16 protein-coding genes are annotated in these 17,980 nt (G+C 45.5%); 8 read left to right on the top strand and 8 right to left on the bottom strand.

The genetic code is table 11. The annotated features are described in order from the left end of the window. The first annotated feature begins 46 nt into the window (after positions 1–46). Entirely contained in the window at positions 47–1,453 is a 1,407-nt protein-coding gene (locus ACFSUS_RS18015; protein ID WP_381525026.1) for a vanadium-dependent haloperoxidase, read from the top strand. Positions 1,454–1,533: 80 nt separating this feature from the next. Here ACFSUS_RS18015 and ACFSUS_RS18010 read toward each other — a convergent pair whose 3' ends face one another. The 3 genes from ACFSUS_RS18010 to ACFSUS_RS18000 all read right to left on the bottom strand — a co-directional run bounded on the left by ACFSUS_RS18010 (position 1,534) and on the right by ACFSUS_RS18000 (position 4,659). Then, positions 1,534–3,426 (bottom strand): amidophosphoribosyltransferase, encoded by a 1,893-nt coding sequence (locus ACFSUS_RS18010; RefSeq protein WP_381525024.1) that lies wholly within the window; start codon positions 3,424–3,426, stop codon positions 1,534–1,536. Between the two features lie 103 nt (positions 3,427–3,529). Continuing rightward, the gene (locus tag ACFSUS_RS18005; protein ID WP_381525022.1) at positions 3,530–4,168 is read right to left on the bottom strand and encodes a phosphatase PAP2 family protein; all 639 of its coding nucleotides are present in this window, start codon (positions 4,166–4,168) and stop codon (positions 3,530–3,532) included. Between the two features lie 14 nt (positions 4,169–4,182). After that, positions 4,183–4,659 carry a gliding motility lipoprotein GldH gene (locus ACFSUS_RS18000; RefSeq protein ID WP_381525020.1) on the bottom strand — a complete coding sequence of 159 codons (477 nt, stop codon included), beginning with the start codon at positions 4,657–4,659 and terminating at the stop codon, positions 4,183–4,185. A 109-nt stretch (positions 4,660–4,768) separates the two neighbouring features. Between ACFSUS_RS18000 and ACFSUS_RS17995 the strand changes: the two genes are divergently transcribed. From ACFSUS_RS17995 to ACFSUS_RS17985, 3 genes are all read left to right on the top strand, one after another. Then, a complete protein-coding gene (locus ACFSUS_RS17995) occupies positions 4,769–5,131 on the top strand; it encodes a BlaI/MecI/CopY family transcriptional regulator (protein WP_381525017.1) in 363 nt (120 codons plus the stop codon). 4 nt (positions 5,132–5,135) lie between these two features. Beyond that, complete coding sequence (locus tag ACFSUS_RS17990) at positions 5,136–6,896, top strand: M56 family metallopeptidase (protein ID WP_381525015.1); 1,761 nt, start codon at positions 5,136–5,138, stop codon at positions 6,894–6,896. A gap of 87 nt (positions 6,897–6,983) precedes the next feature. After that, positions 6,984–7,421 carry a hypothetical protein gene (locus tag ACFSUS_RS17985; protein WP_381525014.1) on the top strand — a complete coding sequence of 146 codons (438 nt, stop codon included), beginning with the start codon at positions 6,984–6,986 and terminating at the stop codon, positions 7,419–7,421. Between the two features lie 38 nt (positions 7,422–7,459). Here the strand turns inward: ACFSUS_RS17985 and ACFSUS_RS17980 are convergent, their stop codons facing one another. The 3 genes from ACFSUS_RS17980 to recQ all read right to left on the bottom strand — a co-directional run bounded on the left by ACFSUS_RS17980 (position 7,460) and on the right by recQ (position 12,330). Next, positions 7,460–8,671 carry a PSP1 domain-containing protein gene (locus ACFSUS_RS17980; RefSeq protein ID WP_381525012.1) on the bottom strand — a complete coding sequence of 404 codons (1,212 nt, stop codon included), beginning with the start codon at positions 8,669–8,671 and terminating at the stop codon, positions 7,460–7,462. A gap of 85 nt (positions 8,672–8,756) precedes the next feature. Then, entirely contained in the window at positions 8,757–10,043 is a 1,287-nt protein-coding gene (gene purD / locus ACFSUS_RS17975) for a phosphoribosylamine--glycine ligase (RefSeq protein WP_381525010.1), read from the bottom strand. A gap of 76 nt (positions 10,044–10,119) precedes the next feature. Further along, a complete protein-coding gene (gene recQ / locus ACFSUS_RS17970; RefSeq protein ID WP_381525008.1) occupies positions 10,120–12,330 on the bottom strand; it encodes a DNA helicase RecQ in 2,211 nt (736 codons plus the stop codon). A gap of 107 nt (positions 12,331–12,437) precedes the next feature. Here recQ and ACFSUS_RS17965 point away from each other — a divergent pair, with 107 nt between their 5' ends. The 4 genes from ACFSUS_RS17965 to ACFSUS_RS17950 all read left to right on the top strand — a co-directional run bounded on the left by ACFSUS_RS17965 (position 12,438) and on the right by ACFSUS_RS17950 (position 16,863). After that, on the top strand, positions 12,438–13,406 hold the full coding sequence (locus ACFSUS_RS17965; protein WP_381525006.1) for a KpsF/GutQ family sugar-phosphate isomerase: 969 nt from the start codon (positions 12,438–12,440) through the stop codon (positions 13,404–13,406). A 373-nt stretch (positions 13,407–13,779) separates the two neighbouring features. Continuing rightward, positions 13,780–14,295 (top strand): RNA polymerase sigma factor, encoded by a 516-nt coding sequence (locus ACFSUS_RS17960; RefSeq protein WP_077919373.1) that lies wholly within the window; start codon positions 13,780–13,782, stop codon positions 14,293–14,295. A 222-nt stretch (positions 14,296–14,517) separates the two neighbouring features. Further along, positions 14,518–15,990: a phytoene desaturase family protein gene (locus ACFSUS_RS17955; protein WP_381525005.1), complete on the top strand. Its 1,473-nt coding sequence runs from the start codon at positions 14,518–14,520 to the stop codon at positions 15,988–15,990. A gap of 36 nt (positions 15,991–16,026) precedes the next feature. Next, positions 16,027–16,863: a phytoene/squalene synthase family protein gene (locus ACFSUS_RS17950; protein WP_381525004.1), complete on the top strand. Its 837-nt coding sequence runs from the start codon at positions 16,027–16,029 to the stop codon at positions 16,861–16,863. A 30-nt stretch (positions 16,864–16,893) separates the two neighbouring features. Here ACFSUS_RS17950 and ACFSUS_RS17945 read toward each other — a convergent pair whose 3' ends face one another. Next, a complete protein-coding gene (locus ACFSUS_RS17945; protein WP_381525002.1) occupies positions 16,894–17,409 on the bottom strand; it encodes a cupin-like domain-containing protein in 516 nt (171 codons plus the stop codon). A gap of 4 nt (positions 17,410–17,413) precedes the next feature. Beyond that, entirely contained in the window at positions 17,414–17,794 is a 381-nt protein-coding gene (locus ACFSUS_RS17940) for a hypothetical protein (RefSeq protein WP_381525000.1), read from the bottom strand. Between the last annotated feature and the right edge of the window lie 186 nt (positions 17,795–17,980).

Genomic DNA, 17,980 nt, shown 5'->3' with positions numbered 1-17,980 from the left:
TCATTTTATGTGAGTTACTACTGACTTTGCCTATCCGTATATATCTATGAACCAAGATTTACCTCTTTTATCCGATAAAACATCAACTTCCCAACGTAACCAGCGTAGGTGGTGGGTTGCCCTAGTCTTTTTAGTTTTAGTACAAGCCTGTAACCCGCGGCAAGACGACCCAGTTGCTCCAACTACTCAAACAGGCAAGCCAGCTGACCAATATACGGCTGATCTTGCTTTGAAATGGTCGGATCTACACTTGAAATTAGTGCGGAATGGCACTGGTTTTACTCCCCCAGTTGCGGCTCGTACGTTTGGTTATGCAGGCGTAGCTATGTACGAAGCTGTTGTTCCTGGAATCAGTGATCATCGTTCACTGGTTGGCCAATTGCAGCAGCTAACCGAGTTACCTCAGATTGAAACTGCCAAGACTTACAATTGGGCCCTTAGTGCCAATGCAGCTCAAGCTACCATACTAAAGGGACTCTTTGCCAACGCCAGCGATGTCTATAAAGCTAAGATTGACTCTTTAGAAAATGCTTTATTCATAGAGTATCAAGAAGGCGACGACGCTGTTAACCAACGCTCAATAACTTTTGGTAAAGCAGTAGCCAACGCTATTTATGAATGGTCGAAAACCGACGGTGGACACGAAGGGTACACCCGAAACTTTCCGGCCGATTATGTCGTGCCTACTGGGCCCGGTCTGTGGCAGCCGACGGAGAACGGCCGGAAAATACCGATGCAGCCGTACTGGGGCAAGAATCGTACGTTTCTAGCTGCTATTTCATCCTTACCGATGCCGGCGCCACTCATGGTCTCAACTGATGTCAAATCGCAGTATTTTGCGCAGTACCTTGAGGTTTACACAAAGAACAAATCGCTTACTCAGGAGGAAAAAGAAATCTCGGTTTGGTGGGCTGATGATCCAAGCGAAACATTTACACCACCGGGCCACTCATACAGTTTAGCACGAATTTCTGTCCGAACAGCCAATGCGAATCTAGCTAAAGCAGTAGAAACATTTGCCCGTGTTGGCATTTCGGTCTCCGATGCCTTTGTGATGTGCTGGAAGTGTAAGTATACATTTAATAATGAGCGGCCTTATACTTACGTTCGCCGGGCCATTGACCCAAATTGGATTCCCTTTTGGCCAGCCCCACCTTTTCCAGGTTATTCATCAGGCCATGCGACACAATCTGGAGCAACAGCCATAGTCTTAACTGACTTGTACGGCAGCCAATTTAAGTTTACAGACGATTCGCACGTAGCACGTGTTCGTGACACCAAACGAAATGTAGACTTCAAAGCTCGTTCGTATCAATCGTTTTGGGAAACAGCCGAAGAGTCCGCTTTGTCACGTTTTCTGGGCGGCATTCATACCCGGCAAGATAACGAAATCGGCTTGCGGGAAGGCAGGAAGATAGGCCAGTTTGTTAATGGCCTAAACTGGAAAAAGTAATTAATTTAGAAAATGATTCGAGGTACGTATCAGTAAACAACTTACTGATACGTACCTCGAATCATTTATAATTATCTAGGTTAGTAAGCTCTTACCAACTTGCCTTCCATGAAATTGACAAACGCTTTGTTGACCACGTTGTTTCCACCAGGAGTTGGGTAGTTACCGGTGAAGTACCAATCACCCGAATGATTTGGGCAAGCCTTGTGGAGATTTTCAACGGTTTGATAAACAACCGCAACTTCAGCGTTTAAATCAGCTGGGGTAACAATTTGTGCCACTTTCCTGGATAGCTCTTCGTGCGTAAACGGATCAAACAAGGCCTTGACATAATTCTGGTTTGAGGCATTACCTGATTCAATCGCGGCTACGCATTGGGCGTAGATCTCATCGATGATATCTTCCTGGTTCCGTTCACGGAGTAGTTCCAAAGCGGCCCGGAAGCCCACAAATTCCTTAAACTTCGACATATCGATGCCGTAACAGTCAGGAAAGCGAATCTGAGGAGCCGACGAGACAATAATTATCTTCTTTGGGCCAAGCCGGTCTAACATTCGAAGAATGCTTTTTTCGAGCGTCGTGCCGCGGACAATGGAGTCGTCAACTACAACAACGTTATCCTTGCCCTTTTTTATAACCTCGAACGTAGTATCGTAGACATGCGACACCATATCGTCGCGCTGGGCATCGTCGGTGATAAACGTCCGCAACTTAACATCTTTGGATACAAGTTTCTCGATACGGGGCCGGAACGATAAAACCCGATCCAACTCCTGTTCAAAAAGGATTCCTTCCATGATCGCTTTCTTGCGCTGCTTGGCCAAATACTCTTCCAAGCCTTCGACCATACCGAAAAAGGCGGTTTCAGCCGTATTAGGAATATAGGAGAAGACGGTGTTTTCGAGATCGTAATCGATTTCTTCCAGTATCTGGGGGACCAACAATTTACCCAGCGTTTTGCGCTCGTTATAAATATCTGGATCCGTAGCCCGCGAAAAATAGATTCGTTCGAAACTACATGACCGTTTCTCGGTAGGCTTCACAAATTGCTGCTCGGCATACTCACCATATTTATCAATAATGAGGGCGTGGCCGGGCTGCACTTCCTGAATAGCACTGTATTCTACATTAAATGCGGTTTTGATGGCAGGCTTTTCGGAAGCGACTACAACCACTTCGTCATCAGCGTAGTAATAGGCGGGACGAATACCAGCAGGGTCACGGGCCACGAAAGCCGCGCCATAGCCAGTCATACCAACCATTGCATATCCGCCGTCGAAATCACGGCACGAGCGATGCAACACCCGCTGCATATCAAGATTATCCTCAATAATATCGGACAGGTCAGGGTTTTCGTAGATTCCCTTGAATCGGTCGAACACCCGCTGATTTTCTTCGTCGAGGAAGTGTCCGATTTTCTCCATCACCGTTACGGTGTCCACCTTTTCTTTAGGGTGCTGACCAAGCGAGACCAATTTATCGAACAGCGAGTCGACATTAGTCATGTTGAAGTTGCCCGCCATAACCAGATTCCGGCTTCGCCAGTTACTCTGACGAAGCATTGGATGGCAATTTTCAATCTCGTTGGCCCCGTGTGTGCCATAACGGAGATGCCCCATCCATACTTCACCCGTAAAAGCGATATTTTCCTGTAGCCATTGGGCATCTTTGGCCTTATCCCGGTTGCCTTTGAGCGCTTTACGAAACTTCTTGTTAACCTTTTCGAAAATGTCTGTTACAGGGCGCTGGTCTACAGAACGATAGCGGCTAATGTAACGGTGACCGGGGGGTACGTCGAGTTTGATGTTGGCGATACCGGCTCCATCCTGGCCCCGGTTCACCTGCTTTTCCATGAGCAGGTAGAGTTTATTGGCTCCATAAAGAGCCGTCCCGTACTTGTCAATGTAATATTGATACGGTTTGCGGAGCCGGATTAGGGCAATGCCGCACTCATGTTTGATGGCGTCGCTCATGAGGTGGTCGCCGAAGCGTGTTGTGTTTTAGTAAGTATCGAAGTAACGGCTCCGCCTTGGCAATGGTTCGGTAGGGAGCTAAACAAAGGTAGGAAACGTAAACCTATTCCTCAATGAAATCTTTGTTCATTACCCAACGTCGCAGCAACAAGTAGATAATGACAGATGAGATTGTACCAACAAGCGAACCAACGTACGTATCCTCCACGAAATGCTGAAACAGATACACGCGTGAATAGCCGGTTAAAACCCCGAGCAACAAAAAGAGCCAGCCCCGTTGCTTACGCGTGTCAATAAAAGCCAACAGACTAAAAACGGCAAAGGCTGAGGTTGTATGGCCAGAAGGAAAACTATTGTAGCTATAAATCTCCAGTTCTTTTATGATATGATACTCATACGTTGAGTGCTCAAAATATTTCAATGGCCTTGGAGAACCAGGAAAGACTATGGTCTTCAGAAACAAGGACGTCAACGAAGACAGGGCAAAACTGCCAAAAGCCATGAACCCCACCCGCCGGTTATAGATCAGCAGGATTACGCAGATAACGACAAAAAAGGCACCGTCTCCCAGATAGGTAGCGTAGGTAAAAAATAAATCAGCAGGTGGGCTATTTCTAAAATTAACCCATTGTATCAACTGCTCCTGAGTATATAATAATTGCAAAACACCAATAACTGCCAATACTACCGCATAAGGCACGAAAAAGTATCGGTTTCTACGTAACAAGTCAGACAGCATCATTAAAAATCGGCGGATCAATTAGTAGGAACGGCTTTTTCGACGGTAATACCGACACTCAAGATGTTTAGTAGCGGGTCTTGACGCATATATTGCCGAATCTGCATAGTGTATTTACCCGGCTTAGGAAAACGGTAATTACGCTTCATCAGAAATTTATGATCGAAAAGATCTCCTAAACCGTCGCCATTAGGCTTGCCTGTTTTAGGGTCCATCAAGATCAGCTCGTCTAATCGCGATTCAATCTCTTTTCCGTTAGCGTCCCGCAGATAACGGGTTAGATAAAGATTGTAGTAGCCGTACGATAGACTGTTACGTAAGTTGTAGTATATGTTATAAGGCACTGACGCATCTTCGATCTGGAACGTAAATGAAGGGGCGTTCTTAATATACCACTTTCCCTCTTCAATGTCGGTGTACTCTTTATAAACTGCGTTGGTATCGCAGCCGCTCACCAAGCATGCGAGGAAAAGTACTATTCCCAGTTGTTTCATAGCTGACTTAAACAAGACCACAAAGCTACGACGGGTGAGTTTGCTTTTCAAACGATAAAAAACTATATAAATAGTTTGTAAACGATACCAATAGTTATAAGTTTGCTCTATGGAAAAATTGACAGCCAAAGAAGAAGAAGTAATGCAGGTGCTCTGGAAAATGGAGCAGGGCTATGTAAAAGACATGGTTCCGCAGTTTACAAACCCACCGCTGCACTACAATACCGTTTCAACCATTGTTCGTAACCTCGAAGAAAAAGGCTACGTAGGACATCGAGCTTACGGTAATACGCACGAGTATTACCCAATTATTACAAAAGAGGATTATCAGAACCGCTTTGTTCTAAAGAAGGTAGTAGGCGACTACTTCGATAACTCGTACAAAAATCTGGTAAGCTACTTTGCTCAAAACGAGAAGATTTCGGCGGACGAATTGCGTGAGATATTAGCGATGATCGAACAAAAAAAATAGCAGCATGGAAACCCTGCGCTACGTCTTGTTGGCTAATGGTTTATTAGCCGTTGTGAGTATCGCCTATTACGTGCTCCTTCGGCGTGAAACGTTTTTTGAAGCCAATCGGCTAGCGCTGTGGCTCGGGCTGGCAGGAGCATTAGTATTACCGTTGTTACGGCTTCCTGACTGGCGTCCTCAGCCAGTCAGGAAGGTTATGCAGCGTACGGCGCAGGTTATCGTACCCAAAGTGTTACCAGCTTCGCCTGCATCTGAGCCTGACGTAATTATTACGTACCCCAATGGCAAGACGTACCGGGCCTTCCCGAACCAACAACGTACAGGATTTATGTGGTCTTGGCAAACGGGGTTGATACTCCTGTATATTGCTGGGGTCATTGCCTTACTTATTCGATTTGGTGTTCAATTAGGATCAATAAGGCGCATGATCAACCGCTCGACACACGAACAATACGACGATTTTACGCTTGTGCGCAACGAGAGTGTCGCTTCTCCTTTTTCCTTTTTTGACTGGGTAGTTTTGAATCCCAACTACCATGCCCCAGAGGAGCTGGAACAAATCTTACGGCATGAGCGCGTACATGTCCGGGAGCGCCACAGTCTCGATATGGTAGGAGCCGAGCTGGTATGTATATTCTTTTGGTTCAATCCGGCTGCTTATTTATTTCGAAACCTACTTCAACAAACCCTGGAGTTTAGTGCCGATCGAGCTGTATTGGCCGAGGGAGTGGATGCCCAAGCCTATCAATATAATTTGGTAAAAGTGAGCTTATCGACTGGCCAGCCAGTTATTATTAACCGTTTTAGCGGCCCTACCCTACGCCAGCGGATCAGGATGATGAATCAGCAGCCTTCCAAATCGATTGGCGGGCTACGTTATGGGCTTTGGTTAGGCCTGATGGGCATTATGGCATTAGCTTGCCGTCATACTTCTACTGAAGATGAGCCTGTTTTTATGCGTCAACATAATAAGCTTTCATTAACCAACGCCACGCGAAAGTTGGCTAATGAGTTGGATGGACCTGGTATGCCTTGGTTCAGAGAGGCATCTTTGTTAGGCGACGAACAAGCAAAGACTGTCAATGGTCGTAAAGTATTGATGACTTCCTTTGCCACATATCCGAAATTGCTGTGTCTGCGTAAAGATAAACTGGCAGTAAAGCGATCAGGAGATGAGCGAATCAGAATATTCATCAACGGTCAGGAGTCGTCCGAAAAAGCGTTGGCAGCCTTATCATTTGAGGAGGTAGAGGAGTTACTGGTTTATGAGAAATGGAATGATGTCGCAGGAGCTGACAAGTACCCAGAGATGTATCGCATTCTAATCAGTACAACCCACAAGACCCTTCCGTTAACTCAAGCCAGAACCAAATGGAAACAATATCTAAAAGCAGCTGCCATTTCTGACCATCCGTTTGGCGTGGCCAGTACGTTCAGTATGAATAAGCTACTCGAAGCAACATTCTTCAATAACAAACTTACGTTTGTAGAGCGCACTAAGGACGATTACCTAAAGCTGCTGGATGAGTATTCAAAAGATATTGAATTGTATATCAATGGTATACCAGTTACTGCGGACGATATAGCCAAGGTACATGTCCGGGAAGTAGACAAATTATACGCCAATGAACGACCGTTTGAAGAGTGGACGGGCGGGTCGAACCAGAAAAGCCGCTTCGTACTTTACATTCAGACATCCCCGAAACGAGCTAAACGCGATAGTAGTTATTACGTATTCAGCCCCTTCTACACGGGTGATTTTTAATTTAATTGATCAGGAAGCAATCAACTAAACGTATTGGCGCGTTTGTACTCTAAGTGTTGTGCTGTACACAGCAGCCTACAATAGCTTATGAAAAGTACATGTTTGCTTTTATTTACGTTGTCGTTGTTAAGTAGCCATCTGGCCGTCTCCGGTTGCGCCATGGCGTCAGACACATTACCCAATCAGCCACGCCGGTCACTAGGTTCGCAGTCTCGGCAGGCATCCACGCCTATGATCGTGCCCGGCACTCGGCTAGACACAAACTTCCGCACCTTACCTGCTCAAAGCCCCAACGTTAGAAGAGTAGCACCAGCCTGGCTTCGGGCTAAAGCCAGTAATTCATCATCACTGTATGTAGTAGATGGGAAAGTAGCCACTGCGGCACAGTTGCGAAAGCTTAAACAAGCTGATGCAGCGTCAGTTGAGGTGTTAGAGGGTACTAAAGCAATGAATCTTTACGGCAAAAATGCCCGAAACGGCATGGTAATTATAACCACTAAGGCAGCCTTACAGCCGAAGAACTAAAACAAATGGCCCCGACTACTCAGACGGGGCCATTTGTTTCATTGTGCTTTACCATTCGACGTTGGCTTTGCAGCAGTTGGTCCCGCTCCCTTCGCCTTCTTCTTTTTCTTTTTACTAATCTTCGTCGCGTATTTAGCGTCCAGCTTTTGTAGATCACTATTTAGGGCAGCGGCTGTTACTGGTTCTTTATCCCCAATTGGCGTTAGCACCTCAAACGACTCAGGGATGATGCCTCGTTTGTTTAGCTCAGTAATTTCCAGTACTCGGCTAATCGGCAGAGGATGCCAGGTACTTTCGGCCCCATAACCAAACCACATGAGCTTACGGAATATATCAGTCTTTTGTAAATAAGCTCGGCCCTTCTGCGTTTCGAGTGGCTTTTCTATGGTCGGAATATCACGTAGGGCGTCCATGTATGTATCCAACTCATAGTTTAGGCAACACTTCAAGCGTCCACATTGCCCTGATAACTTAGCCGGATTTAACGATAGGTTTTGATACCTGGCAGCCGACGTTGCTATATTCTTAAAGTCAGTTAACCAGGTCGAGCAGCAAAGTTCCCGACCGCAGGAGCCGATGCCTCCCAATCGTCCGGCTTCCTGCCTCAAGCTGATCTGGCGCATTTCGATACGAGCCTTAAATTCGCTGGCCAGCATCTTAATTAGCTCCCGGAAGTCAACGCGCTCTTCGGACGAGTAGTAAAACGTCGCTTTTGTATTGTCGGACTGAAACTCCACATCCGACAGTTTCATATTTAGCTTCAACTCGCGAACAATTTCCCGTGAGCGATACAGGGCCGGCAGATCACGCAAAACGGCCTGTTCATGCCGTTCCATATCTTTGGGAGTGGCAATCCGGTGGATAACCTTGGTATCGTCGTTTATTTTGACGTTACGCTTCTTTACCTGAAGCCGTACCAACTCACCTTGTAACGAAACGGCTCCAATATGAAAACCAGACTGCATTTCGACCACAACGTAGTCTCCAGTTGTTAAGTCAAGCTGATGAACATTCCGGTAGTATTCCTTTCGGCCACCCTTAAATTTTACTTCAACAACGTCGTATTGCTTTAGACCGGGCATAGCAACATCGCTCAGCCAGTCGAATGAATTCAATTTATTGCAACCCGCAGAGGATCCTGCTCCAGTGCTGCACCCTCCGCTTCCACAACCCGTAGTGGCCGTTTTCTCGCCACTAGCAGCTCCGCGTTGGGTTCCACACCCGCCGGTTGCACAGGATTTACAAGACATATTAATTTATAATTTACGATTTACGCTTTAGGATGTTTGAACTACAGTAAATAGTAAGTCTTGTACATCATAATTCGTAAATCTGTTAATCGGCGTACCGAATCAGGTCAAGCCCGATATCTTTACGGTACTGCTTCCCATCAAACTGCACTGTCCGTGCCGCTTCCTGCGACTTACGAACGGCGTTTTCGAGCGAGTTAGCCTGCGCGGTTAACGCCAGCACTCGCCCGCCATTGGTCAGGATATGACCGTTTTGGGCCAGCGTTCCTGAATGAAACGCTGTTACATCATCTAAACGATCAAGTTCCGAAATGATTTTACCCTTTTCGTATTCATTAGGGTAGCCACCCGACACAACAACGGTTGTTACTGCCGTTTGGGGCGACACCTGTACCGCAATTTTATCTAACTCACCCTCAGCAGTAGCAACCATCAACTCGACGAAGTCATTCTGTATTCTAGGTAAAACAACTTCTGTTTCCGGATCGCCCATTCGGGCGTTATACTCGATAACAAATGGTTCGCCATTTACTTTCATCAAGCCAACAAAAATAAACCCTTGATAACGGATGCCTTCCTGCTGAAGTCCAGCTAGTGTTGGTTTTACAACTTTCTCCTCAACTTTCTTCAAAAACGATTCGTTGGCAAAGACTACTGGCGAAACAGCTCCCATACCGCCCGTGTTAGGTCCGGTATCGGCTTCGCCAATACGTTTGTAATCCTTAGCTTCCGGCAAGATTTTATAGTTCTTACCATCCGTTAATACGAAAACCGATAACTCAATTCCTCGTAAAAACTGCTCTACAACCACCTTACTGCCTGCTTCGCCGAACTTTTGGCCGTCGAGCATGTCCCTGAGTACTGCCTGCGCATCAGAGAGTGTTTCAGCAATAATTACACCTTTACCAGCGGCTAGGCCATCCGCTTTTAAAACTACTGGTAATGAATGAGTTTCGAGATAGGCTAACCCCTTGCTTAATGTTGCAGCGGTAAACGTTTGTGATGAAGCTGTTGGGACACCGTAACGAAGCATAAACTGCTTAGAGAAATCTTTACTTCCCTCTAACTGTGCTCCCTGTGCATCTGGACCGACGATGCGCAAATGGCTTAAATCGGGCTGATTACGTAAAAAATCAACGATACCTTTTACGAGCGGTTCTTCTGGACCGACAATCAACAAATCTATTTTTTGTTCACGAATGGCCGCTGAAACGGCGTCAAAATCATTATAACCAATCGGTAAATTAGTTGCCACCTGGGCCGTACCCGCATTACCAGGCGCCACAAACAGCTTATCACATAACGGGCTTTGTGATAACTTCCACGCAAACGCGTGCTCACGCCCGCCAGAACCTAAAATTAGAATGTTCATGTACTGCTTTACGATGTACGACTTACGTTCTGATTTACTAACTCCTGATTAACAGCAATCGTAAATCGCACATCAGTTAGTTTGCTACTTCCGACAGGAACTTAATGCGCATTAATCGTAAATCCTGTTCGGTAAAATCGTCACCTCCGAATTCTCGCATGGCAACGGCAATATTATCGGTCTCAGCCCGCATGAAATACTCAAAAATTTCATCCTGACGGTCCGGGTCCATCACTTGGTTGATATAATAATCGAGGTTCAGTCGCGTACCTGAGTAGCAGATGTGCTCAATCTCCTCCATTAGGTCTTCCATTGACAGCGATTTTGCCTCCGCAATTTCGTCCAGATCAACCTTACGGTCTATTTGTTGAATAATGAAGATTTTGACCTTTGACTTATTGACCGTAGACTTGATAACTACGTCTTTAGCCGTCTCAATTTCATTATCCTCAACATATTTAGTAATCAGATCAATGAATGGCCGCCCAAACTTCTGCACCTTCCCCATTCCGACGCCATTGATTTGCGCCATTTCTTCGCGGGTGGTGGGATACGTCGTCGCCATTTCCTCCATAGAAGGGTCCTGGAAGATAACGTAAGGCGGCAGATTCTTCTCCTTTGCAATTTTTTTGCGCAGTGCTTTCAGCAAGCCGAGCAGTTCTTCATCGTAGGCTGCCCCGCCCGAAGATGGAGCCGCATCCTTATCCTCATCGTCTTTCTGGTCCGTTGCCTGCTGTTCGTAGTCGTGGTCTTTAGAAAGCGTTATAGGATACGGGTCCTCTATGTAGTTCATTCCCCGCTGTGTCAGCTTAAGGATACCATAGTTATCAACGTCTTTTTCGAGATAACCGTAAATTGTAATCTGCTTGATAAGCGAGCACCAGAACTCGGCCGTCTCGTTGAACTCCCGCCCCTTACCGTACACATCAAGCCGATCGTGCTCATAGCTGGTTACGTACTGGTTCCCCGTGGCAGTCAGCACATCGGCCAAATGGCTTACGTCGAAACGTTGGTCCGTTTGCAATACCGTTTGCAGCGCTAGTACGACTTCATGTTGTACCTTAAACTTCTCGGTAGGCTTCACGCAGTTGTCACAATAGCCACAGTCTTTTTCTAAATACTCACCAAAGTAGCCTAATAATTGCCGACGACGACAAACACCCAGGTTAGCATACGACACCATCTCGGCCAGTAAATGCTTAGCGTTGTCGCGTTCTGTAACGGGCTTATCCTTATTAAATTTCTCAAGCTTAACGATGTCATCGTAACTGTAGAACATTACGCAGTTGCCTTCTAGCCCATCACGGCCCGACCGGCCAGTTTCCTGGTAATAGCCTTCAAGCGATTTAGGCGCATCGTAGTGAATCACAAACCGAACGTCTGGCTTGTCGATACCCATCCCGAAGGCAATAGTGGCACAAATCACGTCTACATCTTCGTTCAGGAAGGCATCCTGGTTGTTCATCCGTGTTTGCGGGTCCAATCCGGCGTGGTACGGTAAGGCTTTTACATCATTCACATTCAGCAGCTCAGCAATTTCTTCGACGGTCTTGCGGCTTAGACAATACACAATCCCCGACTTGCCCTTGTTCTGCTTAACGTACTTGATGAGTTGCTTTTTAGCATCAACCTTCGGCTTGATTTCGTAGTAAAGGTTCTTCCGATTGAATGATGTTTTATAAAGGTCAGCCTCCTCCATCTGGAGGTTTTTCTGGATATCCTGCTGTACTTTAGGAGTTGCCGTAGCCGTTAAAGCAATAACAGGCAGGTTACCGATATTATCTACAATACCTCTGATTTTTCGGTACTCCGGACGAAAGTCGTGCCCCCATTCTGAGATACAGTGTGCCTCGTCAATAGCGACAAAGGAAATATTGGCCTTCTTCAAAAAGTCCAAATTTTCCTCTTTCGTTAAAGACTCCGGCGCAATATAAAGTAGCTTTAGCGATCCGTTTAGGGTGTCCTTTTTAACCTTATTCATCTCAGCTTTTGACAGCGTCGAGTTAAGGAATTGGGCATTTATTCCGAATGCATTTAACTGATCAACCTGATTTTTCATCAGAGCAATTAGGGGAGAGATTACAACAGCAGTGCCCTCACTTACAATGGCAGGCAGTTGATAGCACAAAGATTTGCCCGCCCCGGTAGGCATAATCACAAACGTATTGCGGCCCGCCAGAATACTATGAATAATAGCTTCCTGATCGCCCCGGAATTGACTGAATCCAAAAATCTCTTTTAGCCGCTCTTTGATGGTCGCGTGGACCGTCTGATCAACCTGCATCATTCTACAAATCGTACAAAAGTTACTTTACTCTATTAGCTTACCGTATCTTTGCTTTATAAAGTTAGCGAATATACGTAGCAAAGTGTTCTTCATTGCCAAATCTGACATTGAAAGTAGTAAAAAATACTAAAACCATCGCTCGCTCAGTGCTATTAGCTGAAGCTGATGCTATTCGTAATGCCATAGATCTTCTCGACGACCAATTTGATGCGGCCGTCGCTACAGTTCTAGCCGCTACTGGTCGCTTGGTCGTTACGGGTGTAGGCAAAAGTGCCTTAATTGGCCAGAAAATCGTGGCAACTATGAATTCGACGGGTACGCCCGCCTTATTTATGCACGCAGCTGATGCCATCCACGGTGACCTAGGCATGATTCAGACTGATGACGTTGTACTGGTCATTTCTAAAAGTGGCAATACGTCTGAAATTAAGGTCTTGCTACCCTTACTGAAGCGAACGGGGGTAAAACTGATTGCGCTCGTTTGCGACCGCGACTCGTATCTGGCCCGCCATGCCGACTATGTGCTTCATGCGTACGCCGAACGGGAAGCCGACCCCATGAATTTGGCTCCTACAACCAGCACAACCGTAGCGCTTGCTCTTGGCGATGCCTTGGCCGTAAGTTTATTGGAAGAGCGCGGGTTTACGCGGCAAGATTTTGCCCGCTACCATCCTGGCGGTTCGTTAGGCAAAAAACTGTATTTAAAAGTTGCTGATATATTCCCTCACAACCAGTGTCCGCAGGTATTGCTTAACACATCAATTAAGGATGTGATTTTCACTATTTCAGCTAATAGGCTGGGCGCTACGGCTGTTATAGACGAAAATGGCCTATTAGCAGGCATCGTTACTGACGGCGATATTCGGCGTGTAGCTCACGAACATGATTCGTTCTGGCAACTTAGCGCGAATGATGCAATGACGACTAAGCCGGTATGTGTAGCGCCCGACGAATACGCTGTGGCTGCCCTTCAGCTCATGCAGGAGCGTAATATCACCCAGGTTATTGTGGCTGAATCTGGCCGAGTAAAGGGTTTTGTCCATCTACACGACTTACTTAAAGAAGGCTTGGTCTAACAACTTTCCCTACCTTATGCAGCCTGACTAACCTTGCCTTTACGAATCGTTTCAGGTCATGAAATCCGTATCGGCTGATGATCGTATATACATTCAAATAAGCTAGCCATTGTGATATATTGTTTAACCTATTTTAATCATTGTTAAACATTATCCACACTCCAGATTCCACAAAGTGGGGGACATTTTCCACACTCCCCACATACTGTAGCTAACGTATAGTGATTGGCATAGTTTTTTTCGAACTTCTAAATTCCTGTTAATAAGCATCTTACAGTTACAAACTAATTCGTTCTTTGATTTTCGGTCAGACTGGTTGCTTTTTTGTTTAATAGCTGTGTAAATTCGATTCAACAGAAAAACTTAAACAACCATGACCGCGCTCGAATTCACTCATCATATTGGGAAAGTATCCAAGTCGTTGCGCCCGTTCGCACTCCGGCTAACGAAAGACGTAGAGGATGCTAATGACCTATTGCAGGATACATTGTTAAAGGCATTCACCAACCGTGATAAGTATACGGATGGTACGAATCTGAAGGCATGGTTATACACAATCATGAAGAACACGTTCATTACGAATTATCAGCGAATGGTGCGTAAGAACACCTTCATCGACACAACAGATAATTTGCATTACATAAATTCGATGGAAAGTAGCACTGATAACCTGGCCTATTCATCGTTTGCTCAGGATGACATTAACCGCGCCGTTAATAGTCTTGACGACACGTACCGGACACCGTTCATGATGCACTTCCGCGGTTTTAAATACCATGAGATCGCTGCTAAGCTCGATATCCCCATCGGTACAGTGAAAAACCGGATTCACATAGCTCGTAAAGAGCTGAAAGACCAGTTGAAAGTGTACGCACATTTTAACGCGTAAGCGATACTTATTCGACGGTTCACCGTCTAACATATATTGATTGAGTAGTTTTTGGTTAAAAAAGAGGAAGGTTCGAAAAAGTTGGATGGTTTCCGTCCAACTTTTTTTATTTGTACGCCCGCCGTGTATGTAATAAATGGTTGGTTTTAAAATATTTTTGATCGGCGCTAACCAATTCGTTCATCAAGCGGTTACCCAATCAATCATTATACCCACCAACCAATGCCTCAACGCATTATCGTGATCGGGGCCGGATTTGCCGGGCTGGCCGCAGCAACTAGCCTCGCCGAAAAAGGCTACGACGTTACAATTCTTGAAAAGAATGATATGCCTGGTGGCCGGGCCCGCGTTTTTCAGGCGGAAGGATTTACCTTCGATATGGGGCCAAGCTGGTACTGGATGCCCGATGTTTTTGAAACGTACTTTGCCCGCTTCGGTAAAAAGCCATCTGATTATTACAAGCTTGTCCGGCTTGATCCTTCTTACAGTGTTGTTTTTGGTCCCGACGATGTAGTTCATCTACCTGCTGGTCTGGAGAATCTGGAGACGCTTTTTGAGCAAATGGAGCCTGGTAGCGGCCCCAAGCTACGGGAGTTCTTAAAACAGGCGTCCTACAAATACAATGTTGGCATGAACAATTTTGTCTGGAAGCCCAGCCGTTCAGTCACTGAGTTTTTAAGCCTTAAGCTACTGTACGACGTAACGCGTTTAGACGTTTTCCAATCGTTTGCAACCCACGCCCGAAAGTTCTTCAAAAATCCACGTTTGCTGGAAATAATTGAATTTCCTGTACTCTTTCTCGGTGCAACACCAGAGAACACGCCCGCTATGTACAGCATGATGAACTATGCAGAAATGGCTATGGGCACATGGTATCCCATGGGCGGCATGCACGAAATCGTAAAGGCGATGGTTAGTCTGGCCGAAGAGAAGGGTGTGAAAATTTTACTCAACCAAACTGTTAAAAAGATTGATGTGCTTAAAAACAAAGCACAGCGTGTAGTAACGAACGAGGGAATTTTTGAGACAGATGTAGTAGTAGCTGGAGCAGATTATAATCACGTCGAAACGAATCTAGTAGAGACGGTTAATCGTAATTATGACGATGCCTATTGGCAAAAAAGGGTAATGGCACCCTCATCGTTGCTGTTTTACCTGGGAATTAGCAAGCGTATTCCTCGTTTGCAACACCATACTTTATTTTTCGACGAAGATTTTAAGGTTCACGCCCAGGAAATCTATGATACTCCACGCTGGCCTAGTAAACCGTTGTTCTACGCATCAACTCCATCAAAAACAGACCCGAGTGTAGCACCAGCTGGTTGCGAAAACCTATTTTTATTAATTCCTGTAGCTCCTGATCTGATCGACGATGACACAACCCGAGAACGTTACTTTGATCTAATCATGGATCGGTTGGAGGCTTACGTTGGCGAAGACATTCGTAACTACATACTGTATAAACGTAGTTACGCCCATAGTGATTTTAAACAAGACTACAACGCATTTCGAGGCAACGCCTACGGTCTGGCGAATACGTTAACTCAGACGGCTCTTCTAAAGCCATCGCTGAAGAACAAAAAGGTGAACAACCTGTTTTACACGGGTCAATTGACAGTGCCAGGTCCTGGAGTTCCGCCCTCGCTTATTTCAGGCCTGGTCGTTGCAGATGAAGTTGCTAAAGAATTTGCCTAACTTACTACCCCAACTTAACCCTCCCTTTGTTTAGCTATGATGTCGCTATTCAACAAAACCGCACTAGAATGTAGTAAACTCATCACTGAGCATTATAGCACATCATTTACGTTAGGTATTAAAACCCTCGACCGAAAATTTCATCTGCCAATTTATGCCATCTACGGCTTTGTTCGATACGCCGACGAGATCGTTGATACGTTCCACGACTACGATAAAAAAACTCTTCTTGACCGGTTCAGGCACGATACGTATCAGGCTATTGAAGAAGGCATTAGTCTAAATCCTGTTTTACAATCATTTCAGCTCGTTGTAAAGCAGTATACTATTGAGCACGATCTGATCGATGCTTTTCTGAAAAGTATGGAGATGGATCTTTATTTTCAGGATTACAACGCCGATGGTTATAACGAATATATCTACGGCTCAGCGGAGGTTGTTGGCTTAATGTGCCTGCGCGTATTCTGCGAGGGTAACTGCACCGAGTTTGACCGACTACGCGAACCGGCTCGTAAACTAGGCGCTGCTTTTCAGAAAGTAAACTTCTTACGCGACCTCAAAAGTGATTTTGTAGATCGAGGGCGCACATACTTCCCAGGAGTAGACTTCAATACATTTGGCCGTGATACCAAGCAGCTCATCGAAGAAGACATTCAACGAGATTTTGATGAGGCTTACATCGGCATCATGAACTTACCACGTGGGGCCAGAATGGGCGTTTATCTGGCGTACACCTATTATCAAACCTTGTTTAATAAAATTAAGCAGCTATCAGCCTCAACTATTCAGAATGAACGAATTCGGGTACCTAACCCGCAAAAAATTGCTCTTTTAGCACAGACTTATCTGAAATACCGGTTGAATGTGATTTAGTCTTTGCCTATCAGTTCCGTCTGTTACGAATCAAACTGTTACCCCGACCTTCTCAAAGGCCTTCAATACGTTCCCTGCCATTGAAAGGTATGACTGCACGGCTTTAGCTAATTGCGGTTTTCGCTGGCGTAAGTTCATATCTACTTCGCTCATAAAGTTTTTCCAGTTAGAGGCATTCAGACAATCCAGAGCGACAGAAATAGTAGGTGTTAATGAACGGGCTGTATGCCACCACCCACACGGGATAAACAATGTTTCGCCGGGTTCCACCACGAATGATACAGGTGTTGCTTTTGCAAACAGAGGAAATTTATCTAAATCGGGGCTTTTAACGTCGTTAACTTCCGACACCCAACTGTTTCCGGGTAATGGGTATACATAAGGCGTTTGATCAGGAGGTATCACCGTAAACTCTTTTTGTCCATACAATTGAGTTATGTAAGCGTGTAAACACATATAATCATAATGGACGTATGGAAACTGACCGCCAGGGCTGCCGAAAAAAACTTCGAGCGTATTTGCTCCTCCTAGAAACCGTTTGGGCAATAGTCTACTGTGGATACGGTCTGGTAGTGCGTATTTGAGCCGAGCGAGGTGTGACGTCTGCTATTAATTCGGGACACTCTTGGTTAATTTGAATCGTGCAGGGATACGGTGCTGGATTCTCTTTTGTAGCATTCATTATCCAGTCAATAACTTCACCAAGCTTATAAGACTTACCTTTGATTTGTACCTCGCGGGTACTGTACTTTTCTTTGAAGAACTGAGGAGTAAATTTACCTTTTGCTGGCCATGCTGCACAAGCATCCCCAATCACGACGGGATAGTTAGCAAAAAGATGTTTTTCGGCAAACTCCTGGTAGTCCATACCATACTTCATCTCGACTACTATATGGTCTTTCCGGGCTAGTTCAATGGTTTTAGCAGGCATAGGCAGTATAATCAATTAGTAAACACAAATGAAAAGTCGCCTTTCGTCCGCTCGTATTAAGCAAAATGATGTGGGCACCGTATTGATTTGTATTTGATGGTAGACTATTAGCTACATGCTGGAACAAGAATATCCAGTTGATATAGCGATTACAAGGAGCCCGCTCATTAAAGCGTCTGTTTATCA

This window comes from Spirosoma soli (genome assembly GCF_042684525.1).
Lineage (GTDB): Bacteria > Bacteroidota > Bacteroidia > Cytophagales > Spirosomataceae > Spirosoma > Spirosoma soli.
The sequence above is the reverse complement of the archived record's forward strand: the minus strand, read 5'-3'. Positions and strand labels throughout refer to the sequence as shown.

Excerpts from the sequence above, each read along its gene's own strand:
- ACFSUS_RS18015 (WP_381525026.1), top strand. The coding sequence starts at position 47 with ATGAACCAAGATTTACCTCTTTTATCCGATAAAACATCAACTTCCCAA.
- ACFSUS_RS18010 (WP_381525024.1), bottom strand. The coding sequence starts at position 3,426 with ATGAGCGACGCCATCAAACATGAGTGCGGCATTGCCCTAATCCGGCTC.
- ACFSUS_RS18005 (WP_381525022.1), bottom strand. The coding sequence starts at position 4,168 with ATGATGCTGTCTGACTTGTTACGTAGAAACCGATACTTTTTCGTGCCT.
- ACFSUS_RS18000 (WP_381525020.1), bottom strand. The coding sequence starts at position 4,659 with ATGAAACAACTGGGAATAGTACTTTTCCTCGCATGCTTGGTGAGCGGC.
- ACFSUS_RS17995 (WP_381525017.1), top strand. The coding sequence starts at position 4,769 with ATGGAAAAATTGACAGCCAAAGAAGAAGAAGTAATGCAGGTGCTCTGG.
- ACFSUS_RS17990 (WP_381525015.1), top strand. The coding sequence starts at position 5,136 with ATGGAAACCCTGCGCTACGTCTTGTTGGCTAATGGTTTATTAGCCGTT.
- ACFSUS_RS17985 (WP_381525014.1), top strand. The coding sequence starts at position 6,984 with ATGAAAAGTACATGTTTGCTTTTATTTACGTTGTCGTTGTTAAGTAGC.
- ACFSUS_RS17980 (WP_381525012.1), bottom strand. The coding sequence starts at position 8,671 with ATGTCTTGTAAATCCTGTGCAACCGGCGGGTGTGGAACCCAACGCGGA.
- purD (WP_381525010.1), bottom strand. The coding sequence starts at position 10,043 with ATGAACATTCTAATTTTAGGTTCTGGCGGGCGTGAGCACGCGTTTGCG.
- recQ (WP_381525008.1), bottom strand. The coding sequence starts at position 12,330 with ATGATGCAGGTTGATCAGACGGTCCACGCGACCATCAAAGAGCGGCTA.
- ACFSUS_RS17960 (WP_077919373.1), top strand. The coding sequence starts at position 13,780 with ATGACCGCGCTCGAATTCACTCATCATATTGGGAAAGTATCCAAGTCG.
- ACFSUS_RS17955 (WP_381525005.1), top strand. The coding sequence starts at position 14,518 with ATGCCTCAACGCATTATCGTGATCGGGGCCGGATTTGCCGGGCTGGCC.
- ACFSUS_RS17950 (WP_381525004.1), top strand. The coding sequence starts at position 16,027 with ATGATGTCGCTATTCAACAAAACCGCACTAGAATGTAGTAAACTCATC.
- ACFSUS_RS17940 (WP_381525000.1), bottom strand. The coding sequence starts at position 17,794 with ATGCCTGCTAAAACCATTGAACTAGCCCGGAAAGACCATATAGTAGTC.